Annotated in this window: 17 protein-coding genes; 7 read left to right on the top strand and 10 right to left on the bottom strand. The window is 47.3% G+C overall.

Annotation, left to right across the window (positions count from 1 at the left end):
- Positions 1 to 40: 40 nt before the first annotated feature.
- From QN395_RS11475 to QN395_RS11455, 5 genes are all read right to left on the bottom strand, one after another.
- Positions 41 to 1,006, bottom strand: coding sequence for an ABC transporter ATP-binding protein (locus QN395_RS11475; protein WP_323492081.1), 966 nt, complete (start codon positions 1,004 to 1,006; stop codon positions 41 to 43).
- A 2-nt stretch (positions 1,007 to 1,008) separates the two neighbouring features.
- Positions 1,009 to 1,905, bottom strand: coding sequence for a nitrate ABC transporter permease (gene ntrB / locus QN395_RS11470; protein ID WP_322120665.1), 897 nt, complete (start codon positions 1,903 to 1,905; stop codon positions 1,009 to 1,011).
- Between the two features lie 5 nt (positions 1,906 to 1,910).
- A complete protein-coding gene (locus tag QN395_RS11465) occupies positions 1,911 to 3,284 on the bottom strand; it encodes a CmpA/NrtA family ABC transporter substrate-binding protein (protein ID WP_322120666.1) in 1,374 nt (457 codons plus the stop codon).
- Positions 3,285 to 3,856: 572 nt separating this feature from the next.
- Positions 3,857 to 4,492, bottom strand: a complete 636-nt coding sequence (locus tag QN395_RS11460) for a response regulator transcription factor (protein ID WP_322120667.1) — start codon at positions 4,490 to 4,492, stop codon at positions 3,857 to 3,859.
- Complete coding sequence (locus QN395_RS11455; RefSeq protein ID WP_322120668.1) at positions 4,489 to 5,685, bottom strand: PAS domain-containing protein; 1,197 nt, start codon at positions 5,683 to 5,685, stop codon at positions 4,489 to 4,491. The genes QN395_RS11460 and QN395_RS11455 overlap by 4 nt, the downstream gene beginning before the upstream one ends.
- Before the next feature lie 267 nt (positions 5,686 to 5,952).
- On the opposite strand from QN395_RS11455, the gene QN395_RS11450 reads away from it, so the two are divergent.
- Positions 5,953 to 6,450 (top strand): cupin domain-containing protein, encoded by a 498-nt coding sequence (locus QN395_RS11450; RefSeq protein ID WP_322120669.1) that lies wholly within the window; start codon positions 5,953 to 5,955, stop codon positions 6,448 to 6,450.
- 270 nt (positions 6,451 to 6,720) lie between these two features.
- On the opposite strand, the gene QN395_RS11445 is transcribed toward QN395_RS11450, so the two are convergent.
- Entirely contained in the window at positions 6,721 to 6,939 is a 219-nt protein-coding gene (locus QN395_RS11445) for a SlyX family protein (protein ID WP_322120670.1), read from the bottom strand.
- 245 nt (positions 6,940 to 7,184) lie between these two features.
- Between QN395_RS11445 and QN395_RS11440 the strand changes: the two genes are divergently transcribed.
- Positions 7,185 to 8,624, top strand: a complete 1,440-nt coding sequence (locus QN395_RS11440; RefSeq protein WP_323492082.1) for a glycoside hydrolase family 18 protein — start codon at positions 7,185 to 7,187, stop codon at positions 8,622 to 8,624.
- Positions 8,625 to 8,662: 38 nt separating this feature from the next.
- On the opposite strand, the gene QN395_RS11435 is transcribed toward QN395_RS11440, so the two are convergent.
- Positions 8,663 to 9,682: an alpha/beta hydrolase gene (locus QN395_RS11435; RefSeq protein ID WP_322120672.1), complete on the bottom strand. Its 1,020-nt coding sequence runs from the start codon at positions 9,680 to 9,682 to the stop codon at positions 8,663 to 8,665.
- Between the two features lie 100 nt (positions 9,683 to 9,782).
- On the opposite strand from QN395_RS11435, the gene QN395_RS11430 reads away from it, so the two are divergent.
- Positions 9,783 to 11,075 (top strand): HDOD domain-containing protein, encoded by a 1,293-nt coding sequence (locus QN395_RS11430; protein WP_322120673.1) that lies wholly within the window; start codon positions 9,783 to 9,785, stop codon positions 11,073 to 11,075.
- Between the two features lie 179 nt (positions 11,076 to 11,254).
- On the opposite strand, the gene QN395_RS11425 is transcribed toward QN395_RS11430, so the two are convergent.
- A complete protein-coding gene (locus QN395_RS11425; protein WP_322120674.1) occupies positions 11,255 to 11,587 on the bottom strand; it encodes a hypothetical protein in 333 nt (110 codons plus the stop codon).
- A gap of 368 nt (positions 11,588 to 11,955) precedes the next feature.
- On the opposite strand from QN395_RS11425, the gene QN395_RS11420 reads away from it, so the two are divergent.
- Positions 11,956 to 13,521 carry a B12-binding domain-containing radical SAM protein gene (locus tag QN395_RS11420; protein ID WP_322120675.1) on the top strand — a complete coding sequence of 522 codons (1,566 nt, stop codon included), beginning with the start codon at positions 11,956 to 11,958 and terminating at the stop codon, positions 13,519 to 13,521.
- Between the two features lie 281 nt (positions 13,522 to 13,802).
- Here QN395_RS11420 and QN395_RS11415 read toward each other — a convergent pair whose 3' ends face one another.
- Positions 13,803 to 16,223, bottom strand: a complete 2,421-nt coding sequence (locus QN395_RS11415; protein ID WP_322120676.1) for an ATP-binding protein — start codon at positions 16,221 to 16,223, stop codon at positions 13,803 to 13,805.
- Positions 16,224 to 16,235: 12 nt separating this feature from the next.
- A complete protein-coding gene (locus QN395_RS11410; protein ID WP_322120677.1) occupies positions 16,236 to 17,225 on the bottom strand; it encodes a substrate-binding domain-containing protein in 990 nt (329 codons plus the stop codon).
- Positions 17,226 to 17,688: 463 nt separating this feature from the next.
- Between QN395_RS11410 and QN395_RS11405 the strand changes: the two genes are divergently transcribed.
- From QN395_RS11405 to QN395_RS11395, 3 genes are all read left to right on the top strand, one after another.
- The gene (locus QN395_RS11405; protein WP_322120678.1) at positions 17,689 to 18,249 is read left to right on the top strand and encodes a phasin family protein; all 561 of its coding nucleotides are present in this window, start codon (positions 17,689 to 17,691) and stop codon (positions 18,247 to 18,249) included.
- A gap of 255 nt (positions 18,250 to 18,504) precedes the next feature.
- Positions 18,505 to 19,680: an acetyl-CoA C-acetyltransferase gene (locus QN395_RS11400; RefSeq protein ID WP_322120679.1), complete on the top strand. Its 1,176-nt coding sequence runs from the start codon at positions 18,505 to 18,507 to the stop codon at positions 19,678 to 19,680.
- A gap of 207 nt (positions 19,681 to 19,887) precedes the next feature.
- Positions 19,888 to 20,203 (top strand): hypothetical protein (locus tag QN395_RS11395; RefSeq protein WP_323492083.1); only part of this gene is annotated, 316 nt, incomplete at its 3' end.

The following is a 20,203-nucleotide window of genomic DNA, read 5'->3' as shown; positions in this document are numbered from 1 at the left end:
TTGATGTTGCTAACATTTGAGTGGTAGTTAAAGTGGTAATTCAAGGTATATCTATTTCCGAATTGACTAAACCTGGCGTCACCATGGGCACCTTGCGGACATTACTGGTTGAACCAGTGGAATGGATTTTTGCATTACCATCGGCTTGCATCTGTTTAGACCGGTGAACTAAAAAATCCACTAGATGATTACGGATTTTGTAGAACTGTGGGTCATGGTGCATAGTTTCTCGGGTACGGTTTTTTGGCATGGTGTTAACAACGATTTCTGCCAGACAAGCGCGTGGGCCGTTAGACATCAGCATGATTTTGTCGGACAACAAAATCGCCTCGTCGACGTCATGCGTAATCATAAAAACGGTTTGGTTGGTGGCTGCACAAATCTTGAGTAACTCATCTTGCACTACCCCCCTTGTCAGGGCGTCTAAAGCACCAAATGGCTCGTCCAGAAGCAACATTTTTGGCTCGATGGAGAACGCTCTGGCGATCCCTACCCGTTGTTTCATTCCGCCGGATAATTCGGATGGTTTCTTGTGTTCTGAACCCTTTAATCCCACCATATCAATAAACTTGGCAGCATGCTGCTCGGCCTGAGCACGTGGCCATTCGGGGTGACGGGATTGCACCGCAAAGCTCACATTCGCCAAGACAGAGAACCACGGCATTAGCGCATGACTTTGGAAGACAACACCACGATCCAGGCTGGGGCCTGCGACCTCACGGTTATCCATTAGCACTAAGCCAGAAGTCGCTATTTCTAAACCCGCTAACACATTCAGAATCGTGGTTTTGCCACAGCCGGAGTGACCGATGATGCAGACAAACTCTCCGCGGGTAATGTCAAACGATACCTCGTCAAACACGGGGGCGCTATTTGGGTTATAGGACTTGCTTAAGCCCTTTACGCTAAGAAACGGTTTGCTGTCTGCCACATGATCAGCTAGTAGCTTAGCTACTACCTTAGTCGCAAAATTAGTTGCAGAATTAGTTGCAGAATTGGCTGTCATGATCATTCCACGTAAGTGACATATTTTTGTAAGCGTGCAAACAGCAAGTCGAGCAGCATGCCGGTCACGCCGATGATCAAGATGGCAAACATCACGCTGGTGAGCGATAAATTGTTCCACTCGTTCCAGACGAAATAGCCGATACCCGTGCCACCCACCAACATTTCTGCCGCGACGATGACCAGCCAGGCAATCCCCATCGAGATTCGCATGCCGGTCAAGATCGTTGGTGCAGCAGCGGGTAGGATGACCAGAAACGCTTTGCGCAGCGGTTTTACTTCTAAGGTTCTGGCGACATTCAGCCAATCGCGTCTTACAGATGCCACACCGAATGCGGTGTTCATTAGCATGGGCCAGACCGAGCAGATAAAAATCACAAAGATGCCAGAGACTGAGGAGTCTTTAATCGTATACAATGCCAGCGGCATCCAGGCTAATGGTGAGATAGGCTTAAGAATCTGAATAAACGGATTCAAAGCTTTTTGCATCAGCGGTGACATGCCCAGCATAAAACCTACCGGTATTGCCACCACTGCCGCGATGATAAATCCTAAGGCGACCCGGCCTAAGGAATAGCCAAGCTGAATACCAATGCCTTTATCATTGGGACCGTTGTCATAAAATGGGTGCGACAATTGTCTGACGATAGTCCGTCCCATTTGTGCTGGCGTGGGGAAGCCGGTCGTCTTTGCCGGCGCGGCATCTGCGGCTGCGCTTGTTCCGGCACCGCCCATCAACTTGGCATATTCCTCCTGCTCTGCGGTCATTGCAGCGGTTGGCGTAGCATGTGTTGTCGGTGCGGTTGCCAGATGCCAACTCAACAAAAAAACCAGCAGTATCAGCAAGGACACGACTGCCGCACGCATGCTGAGATTTTTTCCAGAGGTTGAACTGTTCATCTTGGTTATCGCTTGATAGCAAAGCTGTTGACATAGGCGTCTGGCGTAGCTGGATCAAATTCTTTGCCCATGATTTTGTATTTTTTATACGCACCGACAGGCACGGTTTGTCCTAATTCCGCCATGTATTTTTTAGCGTCGGTCAGCAAAAATACTTTTTCAGTAATGGCTTTATAGTCGACATCCCCTTTGATATAACCCCAACGCTTCATCTGACTTAAAATCCAGACGCCCATCGAATCCCAAGGAACAGGATCAAAATCGGCACGTGTCGGTACGTTACGGACGTTACCAAGACCATCGGCAAATTTGCCGCTTAAGACTTGTTGTACAACGGTTTCTGGCTGGTTTAAATAGGCCGCTGGTGAAATGACTTTGGCGACCAGCGCACGGTTCGCCGGATCACGCGCCATCGCTGCCGCTGTTAATACCGACCGGAACAAAGCGGCGAAGGTATTCGGATTTTGTTTGATAAATTCTTCAGAGGTTCCGAATGCGCAGCAAGGGTGACCATCCCAAATTTCTTTCGACAAAATATGAATGAAACCGACCTCGTCATACACCGCCCGCTGATTAAACGGGTCAGGTCCAAGGAAACCGTCGATATTTCCAGCCCTAAGGTTGGCAACCATTTCTGGTGGTGGGGTAACGCGCAGTTGTACGTCACGATCAGGGTCTAAGCCGTGTTCCGCAAGGTAATAACGCAGCAAATAGTTGTGCATCGAGTATTCAAACGGAATCGCCAGCTTGAAGCCTTTCCATTGTTTTGGGTCGCGCTTGTCTTTATGTTTGACATGCAAGGTAATCGCCTGACCATTGATGTTTTGGATCGTCGCTACCCGCATTGGTAAAGGGTTGGAGCCAAGCCCCATCGACATTGCCAGTGGCATTGGTGACAGGAAATGGGAAGCGTCGTGCTCCTTGTTGACCATCTTGTCGCGGATCAGCGCCCAGCCAGCAGTTTTATTCAGTGTGACATTCAGCCCCTGTTTGCGGTAAAAGCCTAAGGGGTCAGCCATGATCAGCGGTGCGGCGCAAGTAATGGCGATGAAGCCAATTTTTAAATCTTTCTTTTCAATCGGTCCGGTCTTTTCTTGTGCCATCGCTTGCAATGCACCCAAAGGAAGCACACTAGCAATCGCAGCCCGCACTGTATTGGCACCGACTGCACGCAAAAAGTGCCGGCGCAGATGGTCTTGCGGGAACATTGCGCGTAGTACGGCTTCCTCCACTACATCGTTGGTCAGGTGTTCTACGTTCGTGGCGCGTGCTGCCAGAGCACGTTCTTGCTCTGCATTGTGTTCGGTTTCGTCGCTATGACGACCGCAGGAACAGCCAGCGGCGCTATGGTCTGAATCGTATGGACGGAAGATGGACATGGACTACTCCTTGGCGGGTTAGTAAAAAATTGAAGAACGCCAGAAGTGCTTGCAAGCAGCTTGCCATCATCCCAAATCATGTCGTGTCGCGACGATGCTTTGTAGTGCTACAACTACAAATAGGACTTACCGAAAAACCAAAAAGACCAGACCCTTCACCACAGACCACAGAGGCAAAGAGGAAGAATCAACCCAGATTTTCCATTGGAACAGCGACAAGTGTGCCTTTGGCGAACTGACTGGCTAGACGCGACGACGACGCAAGCTGCATCTTGCTAGGAGTAGCAACAACGCCAGGCAGTTCGCCAAAGATGCAATTGTCGCTGTAGCGTTCCCACTCAAATCGCGGTGGTGCTATCCGTCAGATGACCGCATGCCGTCTGCGTTTCTGCGAAGTGGTAGCGGTCTAATGGAAAATCTGGGTTCAATAGCGAGAAAATCTGGAGAAGGGCGAAAACATGTCTTTCTCTTCTTTTGTTGCTCCTCTGTGTCTCCGTGTCTCTGTGGTGAGAGGTTTTGGTTTTTGCGTAAGCCACAAACACAAACACAAAATCTTATGAGCGAATGGGAATCTATACCGTAATCAGCTGATGCTTTACGGCGTACATGGCGATGCCGACGTCATTGGTCGTGCCGGTCTTTTCCATGATGCGGGTACGGTAGGTACTGATCGTGTTGGGACTAAGATCAAGCTTGTCGGCAATTTCTTTCACACTCATGCCACTGGCAATTGCCTGGAACACTTGGTATTCACGATGTGACAAAGTCTCGTGCGGCAAGCGTGCTATATGACGTCCCATGTCTGCCGCCAAGGCTTCTGCCATGCTGCTATTGATATACAAGCCACCATCGGCGACTTTGCGGATCGCTAAAACAAGTTGATCAGTATCAGCACTTTTATTCAAGTAGCCAGATGCCCCTAGCCGGTAACAACGGGTGGCATATTGTTTTTCTGGATAGGTAGAAAGCATTAAGACAGGTAGCCGAGGCATTTGCTGCTTAAGCTGGCGCAGCACTTCCAAGCCGTCCTGTACTGGTAATGCGATGTCCAGCAAAACCAGATCAATCGCTAAAATACTGGCTTGTTTTATCACCTCTGGTCCATCGGCGCATTCTCCGGCGACTTCGATGTCGCCCGCATCCGCCAGAATTTGTTTTACCCCTTCGCGCACGATGCGATGATCATCACATAATAAAATTCGTATCATGGTGTACCTGAGATTTGTTGCAGTGCTTGTTCTACTATGTTGGGAGCAGCGTTTGGCACGGGCACAGTCAATCGCACCAATGTCCCTTCTCCATGCTGACTACTGATTTGCAGATCGCCACCGAAATGCAGCGCCCGCTCACGCATTCCCATGACGCCGTAAGAATCAGCACGGTATAGCGCTGCCTGTTGCGCGCCGACGCCGTTATCAGCCACTTCCATCAGCAAGGCATCTTGCCGTAAGCGAATGCGGATATGGACAGCGCTTGCTTGCGCGTGTCGCGCGATGTTACTCAACATTTCCTGAAAAATTCTAAACACGGCTGTTGCCAGATTTGGCTCTGGCGTGGCTGCATCTGGCGTGGCTTCGATACTGGAATCACACTGCATCTCGGTCGCCTCGGCAAATTCTTGTACTTGCCATTCCAGAGCTGCAATCAAACCCTGGTGATCTAAAATACTGGGGCGCAGATCGGTAATAATGCGACCTACATTCTCAACTGCGGATTCGATCAGGCGATTCATTACACTGCATTTGCGCGAGACCTCTTCTCGATCAGCCACACGTCTTGCCATCCAGTTCACATCAAACTTTAGCGCGACCAATAAGCTACCCAATTCGTCATGAATTTCGCGTGCGATACGCTTGCGTTCTTCTTCCCTGACAGAATGTGCATGTGCCGATAGCTGCCGCAATTGGTTTAGTGCGGCAGACAATTCGGCAGTACGCTCTGCCACACGTACTTCTAATTCTTGCTTGGCATGTTGCAATTGTTCTTCTGCATAACGACGTTTAGAAATATCGCTAAACGTAATTACTGCACCGCGCACCTGACCTTGATCTATCACTTGGTGAGACGAATATTCCACGGCAAATGGACTGCCATCACTACGCCAAAACACTTCCTGATCATTGCGGCATGGTTGTCCGGTGCGGAACGCTAAAAAAATCGGACAAACTTCTTCTGGATAATGACGACCATCTTTGTGGGAATGATGTACCAGACCATGCATATTTTGTCCTAGTACCTCATTCACAGAACGGCCTAACATGGCAGCCCCGGCGCGATTGATAAAGGTACAGCAACCCGCCAGGTCAATCCCAAACATACCGTCACCGGTGGATTCCAGCATCAACATTAACTTGTCGCGCCACAAGGCTTGCTGGGTCAGTTCGTCTGAAATCATGGACATGCTTGTTCCTTTGTTCTTGTTCTGCATTGCATTTGAATTAAGTCAACCTGGCAGCAAGCACCATGCCACGTCACCAGACGGCCAATGACTTAACGAATAAGCTAACGAGTAGCGAACTAATAAGCCAACAAATAAGCCAACGCATTAGCCAAAAAACGAGCTGATGGTAGTAGCTTTTATTTCGCTTTGCTTGGCCGGCCACTATTTTTAATTTGTAATCAACCGCATTGACGCGAAACGTAGTTTAAAAAAGACAGGTTAGAGAAAATGGATCAGACCAAAGCCAAGGCAATCAATGCAGACGGAGTAACCGAGCCGTTTTTGATCAAAGATGTGGTGTGGGACGAATACTCACATGGTAGCCGTTTTGGCACGCGTTATCAGCAGCTTGCAGAGCATGGTGGTTGCCAGCGGATTGGGGTTTGTATCGAAGAACTGGCACCAGGCAAGCAAGCTTGTCCTCATCATTATCATCATCTGGAAGAAGAACAATTGATGCTGCTGGAAGGTAGCCTGACTTTACGTTTGGGTGATAAAACTTACGTAATGTCGGCGGGCAGTTATGTAGTTTTTCCCGCAGGACAAAAGCAGGGCCACAGCATTTTTAATCATACAGAGTCGGTCTGTCGGTATTTATTGATTGGTGACCGCAGTCCGCATGACGTGATTGTGTACCCAGACACCAACCGCGTCGGCGTGCGCCTCACGGGCGAGTCGTACAACAAAGGTGCGACGATGGAATATTGGGAAGGTGAGGCGGATTAAGTCGTTGTTTAAAACGGGAACTTCTAAATGGGAGCTCCCGATCAGAATGTCCAATGATTCTGTGGCTGCTGGCATGATATTGGTCTGTAAGCCGCAGAATCATTGGGCATCCAAAAGTCCTCTCAGCCCGTAGGCAGAGAGAACATCAGGAGAACAGCGAAAACCTGCCTTGCTCTTGATTTGTTGTTCCTATGTTCCTCTGTGTCTCTGTGTCTCGGTGTCTCAGGGTATCTGTGGTGAGAGATTTTGGTTTTTGGTTAAGTCTTGACATCAATAATGCGGTGGACGCTCATCAACAATGCGTTGTTCACTGGCATTTGCAGCCATTTCTTTGATGCGTCCGACCAAGGCATTGCAAAAGCTTTCCAGTTCTGAAATCTTTTTTTGCTGCTGATACACCAGTTGATTCAGCGTATCGACCACATCTTCCTGACGCGATATTTTGATTTCTAAGTCTTCCAGACGGTTTTCTATTGCTTGCATGTCCATGGTGTTTCCTGGGGTGTTTCAAAATTGCGAGTATATAGATAAAAGCAGACTGCTCTGAATTTTCCATACCAGCGCTCCGATTGAAGGGACTGGTATGGTCGTTACCGATAAAGATCCGTAGCTCGCTGGTTTAGTGGTATTGACGCTCCTGATGGGGACTAAAAATCTGTTGACCGTCGTACTCAATCGCCGCATTCTCTTTCGATACTTTCTAGTTTGCCTCTTACTCAATGTTATTAAACGCCATGATGCTATTTCGATTCTCTGCTCTAGTACTTAGCGGGTTTTTTAGCCTATTCTTTAGTCAGAATCTCGCTTTTGCGGCCTCCGGCAAACATGTGGTGATCGGCTACTATTTCCTGGAAAATACGGAGATTAATCATTACCCTGAGGCGGCGGAATTCCCGGTGTCGCGCATCACAGCACAAAAAGCGGCGATGCTGACGCATATTAATTTCTCTTTCATGAATATTAATCCGACAGGCGAATGTGATCTGGGGGAGGGCATAGACCGAGATAAAGCGGCTCAGGTATTTGCCGACCTCATGGCATTAAAGCGTCACAATCACAATTTGCGCGTCTTGTTTTCTTTAGGCGGGTGGGCGTATAGCAATGACAGCAGTCCGACCGTCGGGCGCTATCGTGATGCGGCTGCCACTGCGGAACGTCGGCAACAACTAGCCCGTTCTTGTATCGCCTTAATGAAGCGCTATGACTTTGATGGTATTGATATTGACTGGGAATATCCTCGGCAGCAAGACGCTGAAAATTTCGCCGCCTTGCTAGCAGAAATCCGTCATCAACTAACGCTAGAGAATAAAACCCGTGTGCAAAAAAAAGCGCAACTCACTATTGCCGGTGCTGGCGATGCTGGCAATTTGACGCGCTATTATGTACAGCTCCCCGCCATTGTCGCGCAGCTCGATTACATCAATTTAATGACTTATGATTTAAATGGCGTTTGGCAAAAACAGACCAATCATAATGCGCATTTGTTTGGTGATACCAGTGAGCCGATGATGGCCAATCCACTGCGTGAACAGAAATTTGTAACGGATTTATCGCCTGCAAAACTGGCGGAGAGATTTCCGTCGCCACTTGCCAATACCGTAGATGCTGCGGTTCAGTTGCATCTGCAAGCAGGCATTCCGGCGAATAAAATGGTATTGGGTGTACCTTTTTATGGGCGTGCATTTTTTAATGTGGAGCCAAAAAATCACGGCTTATATCAAGCCTTTGTGACGGAGTCGGCAGAAATATATCAGGGTGATCCTGCTCTGCTGATCGGTTGCGATACCTGCACCCAGCGCAAAGAACCACGCATGGCAAGTTATGCAGAAATTCAAGCCATGCTTGTTGGGAATTTTGGCTATGTCCGCTACTTCAGTGATCAGACCAAAGTACCTTGGTTATGGCAACCAGAACAGCATATTTTTGTCAGCTATGACGACCAGCAATCCTTGTCCTACAAAACTGCCTACATCAAACAGCAAGGTTTAGCAGGTGCGATGTTCTGGCATCTGGCACAAGATGATGAGCAGGGTAGTTTGCTGAAAACATTAGACCGCAGTCTGAATCACGATCAGGGATGTAACGCTGCTAAGCTAGATTTGATGGGCGGTGTACATTATCCGGTTCAGGCTCGCCATTCCAAGCTTAGCAAAGTTGGCAAATCTGGCTGCTGACAAACTAGCTAACAGAGTAAGTTCAATCGCCAATCAAGCTATTCTGCCCCACGCAAATGCGCTTGCACCACCGGTGATAAAGACGCCATAAATTTTTCGACTGCAATGGTGTAGTCGCCATCTAAACCTAGCTGGAAATTAATCTCGCCGTGACTTTTTGCTTGCGGTAATAAACTCGCCCGCATCCCCATGCCATTGGCTTTTTGCACAAAGCTGCTGGCTTGATCGCAAGGGTGGTCAGGTCGCTTGCTGGAGCAGACTGCCAAAAACGGTACGCCTGGTACTTCTAATTTATGCAATGGTGAACTGGCGCGCCAGTAGCCGGGATCTTTGCCAAAGGCTTTGTCGTAAAAGCCATAGTGTTTGGTGGACATAATGGCGCTCAGATCGTAGGCTGCGCTGTCTAGGGCAATGGTTCCCAGCCAGGGGCGCACGCCAAACTGCAATGTCACGTCGGGCGAGGCCGCAAGCAAAGCAACTAAATGCGCGCCGGCAGAATGTCCCATGACGATAAACTGGCTGGGATCGCCGCCCCATTCTTTGGCTTTGGATTGCGCGACTGCCAGCGCCAAGGCGACGTCTTCCGCCTGCTCACGCGCTTGCAAGGTTGGCAGCATGCGGTAATCGGTAGAGATAAAAATAAAACCTTTAGGCAGCCAACGTGCGACTTTGTTTTCGACCACGCGTCCCATTGCCTTGCCACCATTCGCCCATGCACCGCCGTGTACCATAAAGATCACGGGCATGGCTTTGTTGTCGTGGCTGCTGGGATTGCTGGCGCTGTCCGGCGTGGTTGCGGGGATATAGACATCAAACTTTTGCTTGGCGTCGCTGCCGTAGGCGACATCTTTGATGATGCGGTTGCCTTTGGGTAAACCATTCTGGTTAAGCGTGCTGGGATCGTCCTGATCCAGCTCTGACTGTTGCATGCGCCGCTCAATTAATTTATCCCGCAGCGTACCTGCAGGGCTGGTTTGGCATAGCAAGCTGGCGATGCTGCCCACCATGACGACGAGCAGCCATTGAGCCATAGTACGGTTTCTGAATAAAGCGATCATACGATGTCCTTTCAAAAAACTACATTTTCTTGATGAATTGAGGCTTTCTTACATTTTTACTTTGTCCGGTATCGGGTGCTGGCGGTAATAAGGCTACACTGTGTTTGACCACATTGTGCAGGTTTTCAACACCAAGATTGCTAAGAATAACGATACAGATAACGACACCGAAAGGGACATTGTGCAGAATCCTCTCTCCAGCTTTCTGAAGCGGCTATTTGGTACGAATGAAAAGCCAATTCAAGCAGCAATCAAGCGCCCCGCATCTCCTCAGCAAACACCGGTAGTAGCGGCAATACCAAAAGCCACTCCCCCTACCATCCTACCTGAAAGCCCGGTAACACCATCAACGCCGCTCAGCACTGTTACACCTGTTACAGCTACACCAGTGGATGTATCCATGGCGAAAATTGAGCAAACATCGCAGCCGGCAGAGGCGCCACCGTTGCCGCCCACTTTTACCGCATGGCGACCGCAAATTCCGGTTGATGCTTTGTATTTTGACTGGTTGATGGGGCATCCCGGCGAAGGCATCAGTATGGAAACCGAGCAAAAAGTGTTGCAAGCGCTTTATGCTTTGCTCGCCTCGGATTTGACCGACGCCGTGGTCGTGCCGCGGGTGCCGACCGTGATTCCACAACTGTTGGGTAGTTTGCGCAATAAAACCGTATCGGCAGGTGAGTTGTCGCGTCACATCGTTAAAGACGTAGTGCTGGTCGGCGAGGTAATTAATGCAGTCAACAGCGCACTGTATAACCCAGCCGACCGGATTAACAGTCTGGAGAAAGCCGTGATGATCTTGGGTGAAGACGGTTTGCGCCTGTTGATTGCCAAAGTCGCGTTCCGTCCGATTATTAATCTCAACGCAGGCAATTACACACGTCGCGCTGCACCGCATATCTGGACACAATCAGAGAAATGCGCGGTCGCTTGCCACCAGTTAGCCAGCAGTGTTGATAGCGCGATTGACCCGTTTCAGGCTTTCCTCACGGGCTTGATGAAAAACGTGGGTTTGATTATCGCGTTCCGTCTGATTGACCAGATTGCGGATCAGACCAAGTTTAAATATTCCACCAGTTTTTATCATGCGTTTAGTTCAGTCGCCGTCACCTTGTCTTACCGGATTGCACAACGCTGGGAGTTTCCGCAAGCGGTTATCCAGGCCTTGCAGCAACAAGCCAGCGGCAGTAAAGCGCCGGTCTGGACGCCACTTGGGCACTTGCTGCACACCGCTGATCTGCTCGCTAAAATGCGGGTTATGGTCAACCATGCGCAACTACGGTCGAACGACGAAAAAATGCTGCTGGGCTTAACGCCACAAGCAGCAAGTTGTTTTGAAAATCTGAATTATGTGCAGTTATATGACGCAGCGGTGGCGACTAATCCCGCCTGAGCGGGATTAAACTTGGTGGACATTCTCATGTCCAAGTCAAAGGCATCTACGATGTGGAATTAAATGCTTTTGATTTGGATACGAAGGTTAGAAATAAGGGGAGTATTTTTAATCGTCCAATTAAAACCTGGACAAAAAGCGTAATTTAGCTTGTACTCCTTACCAGTATCTATCATAAATCAACCATTGTTCTGAGCTAAACGAACTGCTTTGATCGCAACGCCATGTTGCAAGGCTTGGTCTTCTTGCGCCATAATCAATTTTTGTTCTGGGCTTAAACGTTTTGCGCTGATGACGACAGTCTGGATGCCATTAGCTTGTGTATCGAAGGCCAGTTTTTCATCAGCGCTCATGCGTTTTGCGACGATAGTGACAGTTTGTATTTGGGCTTGGGCAACTTGTGTATTCACGTTAGCGTTGCTGGAAACGGGTTGGAATGCAGCACCGACTGCGAACACGCCAGCGATCAATGCAGCACTGAAAATTGCTGGTGTTTTGAATGATGTTTTCATTTGATTTTCCTCTTTTTGCTAGTTAAGTTTTAGTTCGGTTCGTTTCAACTTGCAAGTCGTTTTGCTTTGTTGATGTATGCACTGTAGGCCATGCATTTGTCGACCGCGAGCGGGATGCGATGAAACGCAAAAACGCGAGGATGAACGTCATTAAACCAGCGCCAAAGTGTTTTGGTTTCGATGTCTTGATGCTCACTTTTAGTAACTATAAGGTGCTGCTAATAGCTTGATGGGCAGAGTAATCCCGCTCGTTTCAACTTCGCCCTAGTTGTGTTGTAGCGCTGTTCCAATAGAGCTTGCTGCGTGGCGTCGTACAATACGGCTCTATTGTTGTTTTATTTTCGCTGTCTTTGCCGTCTATACACCCCATGACCATTCTGCTCTCTACCCTCAATGCCCGTTACGCCCACGCTTCTCTGGGTTTGCGCTACCTGCTCGCCAACATGGGGCCGCTGCAAGCACAAACTCAGTTGCAAGAATTTGTGACGGGTGCAAAAACCACCGAGATAGTAGAAAAATTACTGTCGCACAAGATCGCCGGAGAAAAATTGATCGTCGGGTTTGGCGTCTATATCTGGAATATTGAAGAAATCACCAAAGTCGTCGCCTTATTAAAACGGGTCGCTCCAGAAGTGATCATAATCTTGGGTGGGCCAGAAGTATCGTATGAAACCTCCGAGCAAGAGATTGTCAAATTATCGGATTACGTCATCACGGGTTGGGGCGATGTCACTTTCCCTGATCTGTGTCGCCAAGTCTTGCAAGGCCCTAAGCCGCTAATGAAAATCCATGCCGGTGTGCAAGCAGCGATGGCTGACATCAGCTTGCCCTACGATTTGTACAGCGATGAAGACATCAAACATCGCACTTTATATGTCGAAGCCTCACGCGGTTGTCCGTTTAAGTGTGAATTCTGTTTATCTGCCTTAGATAAGACGGCGTGGCCGTTTGAGATCGACCGCTTTTTAGCCGAGATGGAAAGTCTGCATGCGCGCGGCGCGCGCCTGTTTAAATTTGTTGACCGCACCTTTAACCTCAACATTAAGACCAGCCTGAAGATCATGCAATTCTTTCTGGATAAGTTGGAGGCCAATCCTGATGATCCCGTATTTGCCCATTTTGAAGTAGTGCCAGATCATTTGCCTGACGCGCTCAAAGAAGGTATCAAGAAATTCCCGCCAGGCACTTTGCAGTTTGAACTCGGGATTCAAAGTTTTAACCCCGAAGTACAAGCACGTATCAGCCGCAAACAAGACAACCAGAAAGCCGCCGACAATATTCGCTGGTTATGTGAGAACTCACATGCTCATTTGCACGTTGATCTGATTGCTGGATTGCCGGGCGAAACGGTAGAGAGCTTTGCTGCAGGTTTTAATAAGTTGTACGCATTGCAGCCGCACGAAATCCAGTTTGGCATCTTAAAGCGTCTGCGCGGTACGCCGATTATCCGGCATACCGAAGAGTGGAGCATGGTGTTTGATCCGTATCCGCCTTACACCATTCTTGCCAATAGTACGATCGATTTTTCTACCATGCAGCGCCTGGTGCGCTTTGCTCGTTACTGGGATTTGGTCGCCAACTCCGGGCGGTTTAGTCATACTCTGCCGCACCTGCTGGCAGAGACACCGTTTGAAAACTTTATGGCGTTATCAGATTGGCTGTATGCAAAAACCGATGCGACCCACAGGATTGCGCTGGAACGTTTAGCGGCCTTAGTCGGCGAGTGGTTGCGCACAGAACGCCAGATGGACGACGCTCTGGTCACAGAGATTTTGGGTAGTGATTACGCCGGGCAAGCTAATCGTAAAAACGTCAGCGATAAATCGGCGGCAAAGCTGGCAAAACTACAGAATCATTCGCAGGATAATCCGGTGGAGAAGAAGCCAGAAACTAAATCTTTGCCACAACGTCAAGCAAGGCATATGGCTGCGTAGCAATGTATAAGTCGGCAGCATATTGACGACACGTAGAATATACTCCCCATAATTTTTTCAAAATATGCCGTATCGTCCAATGATTATATGGAGAGCTTACATATACTGTGTATGAGTATGCGTATTGGGCAAATTTTAAAAGAAAGTAATAGTGCGAAAACGGTCACTTTCATATAATGTTTTCGAATTGTAGAACCTATTGCATCCCGTGGCCTCTTTTATAAATAAGCAATGCATGCAACAAGGCATTCGCTAACTTAGCCATGAGCTTAATTATTAGCTTAATTACGAACTTTTTTATCTGCAACATCCGGCGCTTTTAGTGGCAGCGTGATGATGAGGCTAGTGCCAACACCGGCATAGGACTGGAGTTCTATTTTTCCGCCGAGTAAGCTGGTCACGATGTTAAATACGATGTTTAAACCAAGGCCAGAACCGCCCTGACCTAGCTTGGTGGTAAAGAAGGGGTCGAAGACCCGTGGCTGATGTTCAGCCGGTATGCCAACACCGTTATCGGAAAAGGTAATTTCGACCATATCTTCCTGTTGCAATTTGGTGGTCAACCGCATCGTGCCATGGTTTCTGCCCTCAAATGCGTGAGCTAACGCGTTTGTCACAAAGTTGGTAATCAATTGCCCTAGCGGACCCGGATAACTGTCCATCTGTATGCCGTCTTGCAAGGCAACTTCTAAGACAAATGGCGTGTTTTTGTACATAGGGTCAAGCATCACGACCACATCAGCTAGCGTATTTTTAAGATCAAAGCGGCGACGTTGGTTGCTGGCCTGATCTACCGCAACCTGTTTAAAACTGATCACCAGATCGCGTGCCAAAGCAAGATTACGCATTAATAATTCCGTGCCCATGAACGAACTATCGAGATAAGCATCCAGCGTGCTGCGGCGAATCTTGCCGCTACTGATTTCCCGAGCTAACTCTTGGGTTTTGTGCTGCAAGGTGCTGGCGACTGTAACGCTGTTACCGATCGGTGTATTTAACTCATGCGCAACACCGGCAACCAGAGAACCCAGTGCCGCCATTTTTTCTGAACGCACCAGCTCATCTTTGGTCAGTTTAAGAGTCTCCATCGCATTGGCCAGCTCCGTATTGGTCTGCTCCAGATTGAGTGTGCGACGCTGAACCCGGGACTCTAACTCCTGGTTAATCTCCTGGATTTCTCTTTCTATTTCTCGCTGTCGGGTAATGTCTGTTGGCGAGAAAATATAAAATTGCTCTCCGTGCAGTTCCACCACGCGACCGGACAAGAGGCAGATAATATCGCGCCCGTCTTTGCAGCGGTAACGCACCTCAAACTGGTTGATCGTTATTTTTTCGTTAAGCTGCGCTAACAAACGTGTTTTTTCTGTGTCATCAGCCCATAGACCTAAACCGATTGCCGAGCGCCCGATTACTTCTTCACGCGAAAATCCAAATTGATTTAACCAGGCATCATTCACATCGATGAAGCGACCACTGCTGGCATTTGCCAAACTTAACGGTAGTGGCGATTTTTGAAAAATATTTGAAAATTTTTCTTGGTTCTCACGCAATTCTTCATCTGATTTTTTACGTGCTTCAAGCGATTCTAGGAAGGCATTAAACCAGCCGACGAGTTCGCTGATCTCATCCTTTCTATCGGGGATGTTCAAGGGTTGCAATTGCGCGTAGGGTTGCTCTTCAATTTTCCGGAATCCATCAGAAATATTCTTAATCGGTATGAGCATCGCGCGATTAAATTGACGCGCACCAAAGGCAATCAGACCGAGACAAAGTAGGATCAAAAACGCAGCGGTTTGTGATTGTCTTTCCATCGGCAGCATAAAAGTTTTTTCTGGAATCACCGCGACGATGCACCAGTTTAATTTGGCTAGGCAAGTGGAATTGAGCATCAATTCCTGCCCGTTTAAGCGCAAGTTATGGATACCGGTTTTGCGGATTGCAGCGGCGTTAAATTCTGATGAAATGACCTTGCCAATTTTTTCTTTATCGGGATGATAGATCATACGATCATAGCTATCAACGGCCATTAGATAGGCACCCTCACCCATGTCGATGTGACTAAAATGTTGATATAAATAATCGGTAGAATAATTAATTAGAATCATTCCCACTGGCGTGGAGGACATACTTTCAGGAGAAAAATGTCGAATAATTTTGAGTGCAGTAAGTACCTTGCGGTTGGGTGACGCAGGGTTTAAATTGTTTTCTACGCCCAGCCATAGTATCGATTTTTCTGAGGCGATACCCGTATCAAAAATAGTTTGTCTGATCATGTCGTTAACAGGCGCGACGTTTAAAGTATCGCCTACATAAAACCTATGACCTTTGGTGGTGAACAAGTCTATCGATATCACACCCTTGAGGCTGCTATTGGCATTAAGTCGTTGCCGAATTTCTGCCTGAGTAAATAAATCATCGTATGAATTGCGACTTAAGGTAGCCGCCTGGTCAGCTTTCACCACCACATTGCTGATCTCTTCAACGCCCGCGAGGTTAAAAGCCAGACTTTCTACTTGTTCTGCTTCTAGTTCCAGATAATCGCGCTGGTTAAAGAGTAGTTGGGTACTATAACTTCTGGCTAAATCAAAAATCGTTTTTTGCGTCGTGCCGTAGGAGATGATTGCAAATAACAGCAACGGCAATACACTGACAAAGAACAGGTAGCCAATCAGTTTGACCGAAATATTATGTTTGACGGACAAAATGGGCGCGCCTCATTGTAGAGTTTGGGCCGTAACTAAAGCGGTATCAACCAACATCACATCGGGTAACTTTTCTCCATTCAGACCACGTACCGCGAGTGCGATGCCTTCGTAGCCTTGCTTCTTCGCTTGCTGATCTACGGTCACTGCCAGTGAACCTGCTTTTACAGCGATTTTTGCGTCAGCCAAAGCGTCGTAGGAGGCGATCAATATTTTTTTGTTGGATTCGCTTAAATACTTAATAGCCCCCAAGGCCATCATGTCGTTGGCGCAGAATAAAACAGTGATATCAGGATAAGCCGTAAATATTTTTTTAGTGACTTGATAAGCCTCATCGATTTTCCAGTTACCAGTCTCTTTTGCCACCAGTTTGAGATTGTGATTTTCGGCAAAAGCACGTTCTGCTCCTACCGTCCTCATGCGGGCATTTTCTGAGGTGCGTATACCCTCAATGATCGCTGCTTTGCCTGGCGCTTTTATTTGATCAGCAATAAATTTTGCGGATTGATAACTTGAGGTTTGATTGTCAACACTAATAAACGTCACTGGACTCATTTTTTGACTTTTCATCGTCGCTGCATCAAGTTGGTTATCAATATTAATAACGAGGATGCCTGCAAGCTGAGCTTTTTTCAGAATTGGCACTAGGCGCTGTGAATCACTAGGCGCAATTACTAAGGCATCGATTTTGGTTTGAATTAACTCATCTACTAACTGGATTTGTTGTTCTACCGCAGTCTCTTGCGATGCCATTTTGACGACTAAATCAACACCTAGATTTTTTGCAGCATCACGTGCACCAGTTTCCATTTCAATAAAGTAAGGATTAGTCAGTGTTTTTAAGACCAGCGCGATTTTTTTTGTTTTGTTTGATGCCGGGAGTTTTTGAGCATCGGCCGATGCGCTGATGGCAGAGGATGATTGCTTAGATGCATCATTGCAGGCACTAACAGCGACTGCAAAAAAACTAATGATCAACAGGAGACGCCGCTGGATAGCCATAACATTTCTTTCGTTGACAGGACAAACCTTAGAGAAATGGTGATCAAATTATCGAGTACTTTGACGCAATAATATTTGTCGGACTTATTTTAAAAATATGACTAAGACTGAAACTGAGATTCCATCGAAATGGAAACGCAGATCGGCATACCGCAACACATAAAGCCATCAAAACAGATGACTAAGGATATGCACTAAGTTGGTTTTACGCAATCAATGTCGCGCATAGTTTTGCAAAATAATGATCCATTCTACAAAACCCTGCTAGAAGAATTTTGCTTATCTCCTATACTGGCAAGAAACACATCCTTACAAATATTTTGTTGCAACGCACAAAATATGCTTGACCGTCGAAAATAAGTAGGTACAATAGGAATTGTTGCGGTGCACCATTTGGATAAATAGGATGGAAGGCGCTGTGAAATTCCGCATTACCGTCATTTTTACTATCTAGGAGATCATTATGTTTACAACACCAGAACAATTTATCGCTGCTACTAAAACTTCAATGGAAGCACAATTCGCTTCTTTGACCGCTTTGAACAAAAAAGCATTTGAAGGCTTAGAGCAAATTTTTGCTTTGAACGTCAGCGCTGCTAAAGCGACTTTGGAAGAAGGCACAGCAACGGCTAAGCAATTAGTTGGTACGAAAGATCCAAAAGAATTTATGGCTCTGGCAGCTGCTCAAGCACAACCTAGTGCAGAAAAAGCATTGGCATATGGCCGTCATCTGGCATCCATCACTTCTGCTACTCAAGCTGAATTTACTAAAGCAGTAGAAGCGCATATCGCTGAAACAAATACTAAAGTCGTTGCGTTGATCGACGAAGTCACTAAAAATGCACCAGCAGGTTCCGAACAAGCAGTAACAGCATTGAAATCCGTCATCGGCAATATCAATGCAGGTTACGAGCAATTGTCTAAAACTAGCAAGCAAGCTGTTCAGACTTTGGAAGAAAACCTGGCAAATGCCACACAGCAATTTACACAAGCTGCTGAAAAAACGACTAAAAGCAAGAAATAATACTTGAGAGTACTTGCAGCGCTTAGCTGAAACATCAGCTGTAACGCATCAGGTAACACGGTTTTAAAAATGGGCTCTCGGGAACGATGAGCCCATTTTTTTCGCCCAGTTTTTATCTGCTTGCTAATACCGCTTCTGCATCAAACGATATTAGGCGATCCTGATTGGTAAGGATTAAAATGGAAAATAACAAGGGGATTTAAAAAATGCCCATCATTCCAAGCTCACCTATGAGCATTCACCGAGGAGATTCACATGCAAGACGTCGTCATCGTTGCTGCCGGTCGCACCGCAGTAGGTAAATTTGGTGGTTCATTAGCAAAAATTGCCGCTTCTGATCTTGGTGCACATGTCATCCGAGGTTTGTTGGCCAAAACTGGTTTGAGTGCGGAACTGATCAATGAGGTTATTTTAGGTCAGGTATTGACCGCAGGCGTAGGCCAAAATGCGGCGCGTCAGGCAGTGATCAAAGCGGGTTTGCCAAATATGGTACCGGCATTTACGATCAACAAAGTCTGCGGTAGCGGTCTCAAGGCGACGCATCTTGCCGCGCAATCGATCAAAGCTGGGGATGCCGATATCATCATCGCTGGCGGTCAAGAGAACATGAGTGCTTCGCCCCATGTTCTCAACGGTTCGCGCGACGGTTTTCGTATGGGTGATGCCAAATTAGTCGACACCATGATCGTTGATGGTTTGTGGGACGTGTACAACCAATATCACATGGGTATCACTGCTGAAAACGTGGCTAAAAAATTCGGTGTAACGCGTCTGGAGCAAGATGAGTTTGCACTGGCTTCGCAAAACAAAGCAGAAGCGGCACAAAAAGCCGGTAAGTTTGTGGACGAGATTCTGCCCTTTGAAATCGACAGCAAAAAAGGCACGACCGTATTTGATAGCGATGAGTTCATCAAGCACGGTACTACGCTGGAATCGCTCTCCAGCTTACGCCCGGCTTTTGCCAAAGATGGCACAGTGACCGCCGGTAATGCCTCTGGTCTGAACGACGGCGCAGCAGCCGTCATCATGATGTCGGCACGTAAGGCCGAAGAACTGGGTTTGCCGGTATTGGCGCGCATTAAAGCCTATTCCTCTGCCGGTATTGACCCAAGCATCATGGGCATGGGACCAGTACCCGCCGCCCAATTATGTTTGCGTAAAGCAGGTTGGAATCATCAAGATCTGGATTTGATGGAAATCAACGAAGCCTTCGCCGCACAAGCGATTGGCGTCAATAAAGAAATGGGCTGGGATACCAGCAAAATCAACGTCAATGGCGGCGCGATTGCGATTGGCCATCCCATAGGCGCATCCGGTTGCCGTATTTTGGTCAGCCTGATCCATGAAATGATACGGCGCGACGCCAAGAAAGGGCTTGCCAGTTTGTGTATCGGTGGTGGTATGGGCGTTGCGCTGGCGATCGAACGGTAATTGATGCCAAGATAATAAAGTTATTTTCCGTGCCCTAGGCTATCAAAATCAGTCTGAACATAAGATGAAAATCGTCAGCATATTTAAGCAAAAAGTGCGCGGAAAAAATATGCAGGTAACTTTATGATTAGTAGTAATCATTAACGCTTCTGTAATGGATTTCTAATCCGTGCGTTCCGATTTCAATTATTTTATAAGGACTAATATATGGCGAGAGCTCATTTTGTATCTAGGCCACAATCAAAACTTAGGATCACTGACAAGATCATCGAATTAAACGATGTGGTTTGGTCAATTCAAAATTTAGTTGCTATTACGATTACTCGAAAGACTATTCACAGTACAGAAATAGAGCCAACATTTAGTTTACTTCTTCCTCAATTTAAATTTCCAAATAGTTATTTACTTGTAGCAGTTCTAGGTCTTATTCCATTTTATTTTTACAGTAGAGCTTCTTGCAAAATACCCAAACCAGTAAAGTCGAGCATGGGTGTGGCCACTGTTGCGATTGGTTTTCTTGTTT

This window comes from Undibacterium sp. RTI2.2, assembly GCF_035018705.1.
Lineage (GTDB): Bacteria > Pseudomonadota > Gammaproteobacteria > Burkholderiales > Burkholderiaceae_D > Undibacterium.
This window is presented reverse-complemented; position numbering and strand designations above follow the sequence as displayed.

Coding starts and splice junctions, on each gene's coding strand:
- QN395_RS11475 (WP_323492081.1), bottom strand. CDS start 1,006: ATGACAGCCAATTCTGCAACTAATTCTGCAACTAATTTTGCGACTAAG.
- QN395_RS11435 (WP_322120672.1), bottom strand. CDS start 9,682: ATGATCGCTTTATTCAGAAACCGTACTATGGCTCAATGGCTGCTCGTC.
- QN395_RS11455 (WP_322120668.1), bottom strand. CDS start 5,685: ATGTCCATGATTTCAGACGAACTGACCCAGCAAGCCTTGTGGCGCGAC.
- QN395_RS11410 (WP_322120677.1), bottom strand. CDS start 17,225: ATGGCTATCCAGCGGCGTCTCCTGTTGATCATTAGTTTTTTTGCAGTC.
- QN395_RS11425 (WP_322120674.1), bottom strand. CDS start 11,587: ATGAAAACATCATTCAAAACACCAGCAATTTTCAGTGCTGCATTGATC.
- QN395_RS11445 (WP_322120670.1), bottom strand. CDS start 6,939: ATGGACATGCAAGCAATAGAAAACCGTCTGGAAGACTTAGAAATCAAA.
- QN395_RS11420 (WP_322120675.1), top strand. CDS start 11,956: ATGACCATTCTGCTCTCTACCCTCAATGCCCGTTACGCCCACGCTTCT.
- QN395_RS11465 (WP_322120666.1), bottom strand. CDS start 3,284: ATGTCCATCTTCCGTCCATACGATTCAGACCATAGCGCCGCTGGCTGT.
- QN395_RS11440 (WP_323492082.1), top strand. CDS start 7,185: ATGATGCTATTTCGATTCTCTGCTCTAGTACTTAGCGGGTTTTTTAGC.
- ntrB (WP_322120665.1), bottom strand. CDS start 1,905: ATGAACAGTTCAACCTCTGGAAAAAATCTCAGCATGCGTGCGGCAGTC.
- QN395_RS11400 (WP_322120679.1), top strand. CDS start 18,505: ATGCAAGACGTCGTCATCGTTGCTGCCGGTCGCACCGCAGTAGGTAAA.
- QN395_RS11460 (WP_322120667.1), bottom strand. CDS start 4,492: ATGATACGAATTTTATTATGTGATGATCATCGCATCGTGCGCGAAGGG.
- QN395_RS11450 (WP_322120669.1), top strand. CDS start 5,953: ATGGATCAGACCAAAGCCAAGGCAATCAATGCAGACGGAGTAACCGAG.
- QN395_RS11405 (WP_322120678.1), top strand. CDS start 17,689: ATGTTTACAACACCAGAACAATTTATCGCTGCTACTAAAACTTCAATG.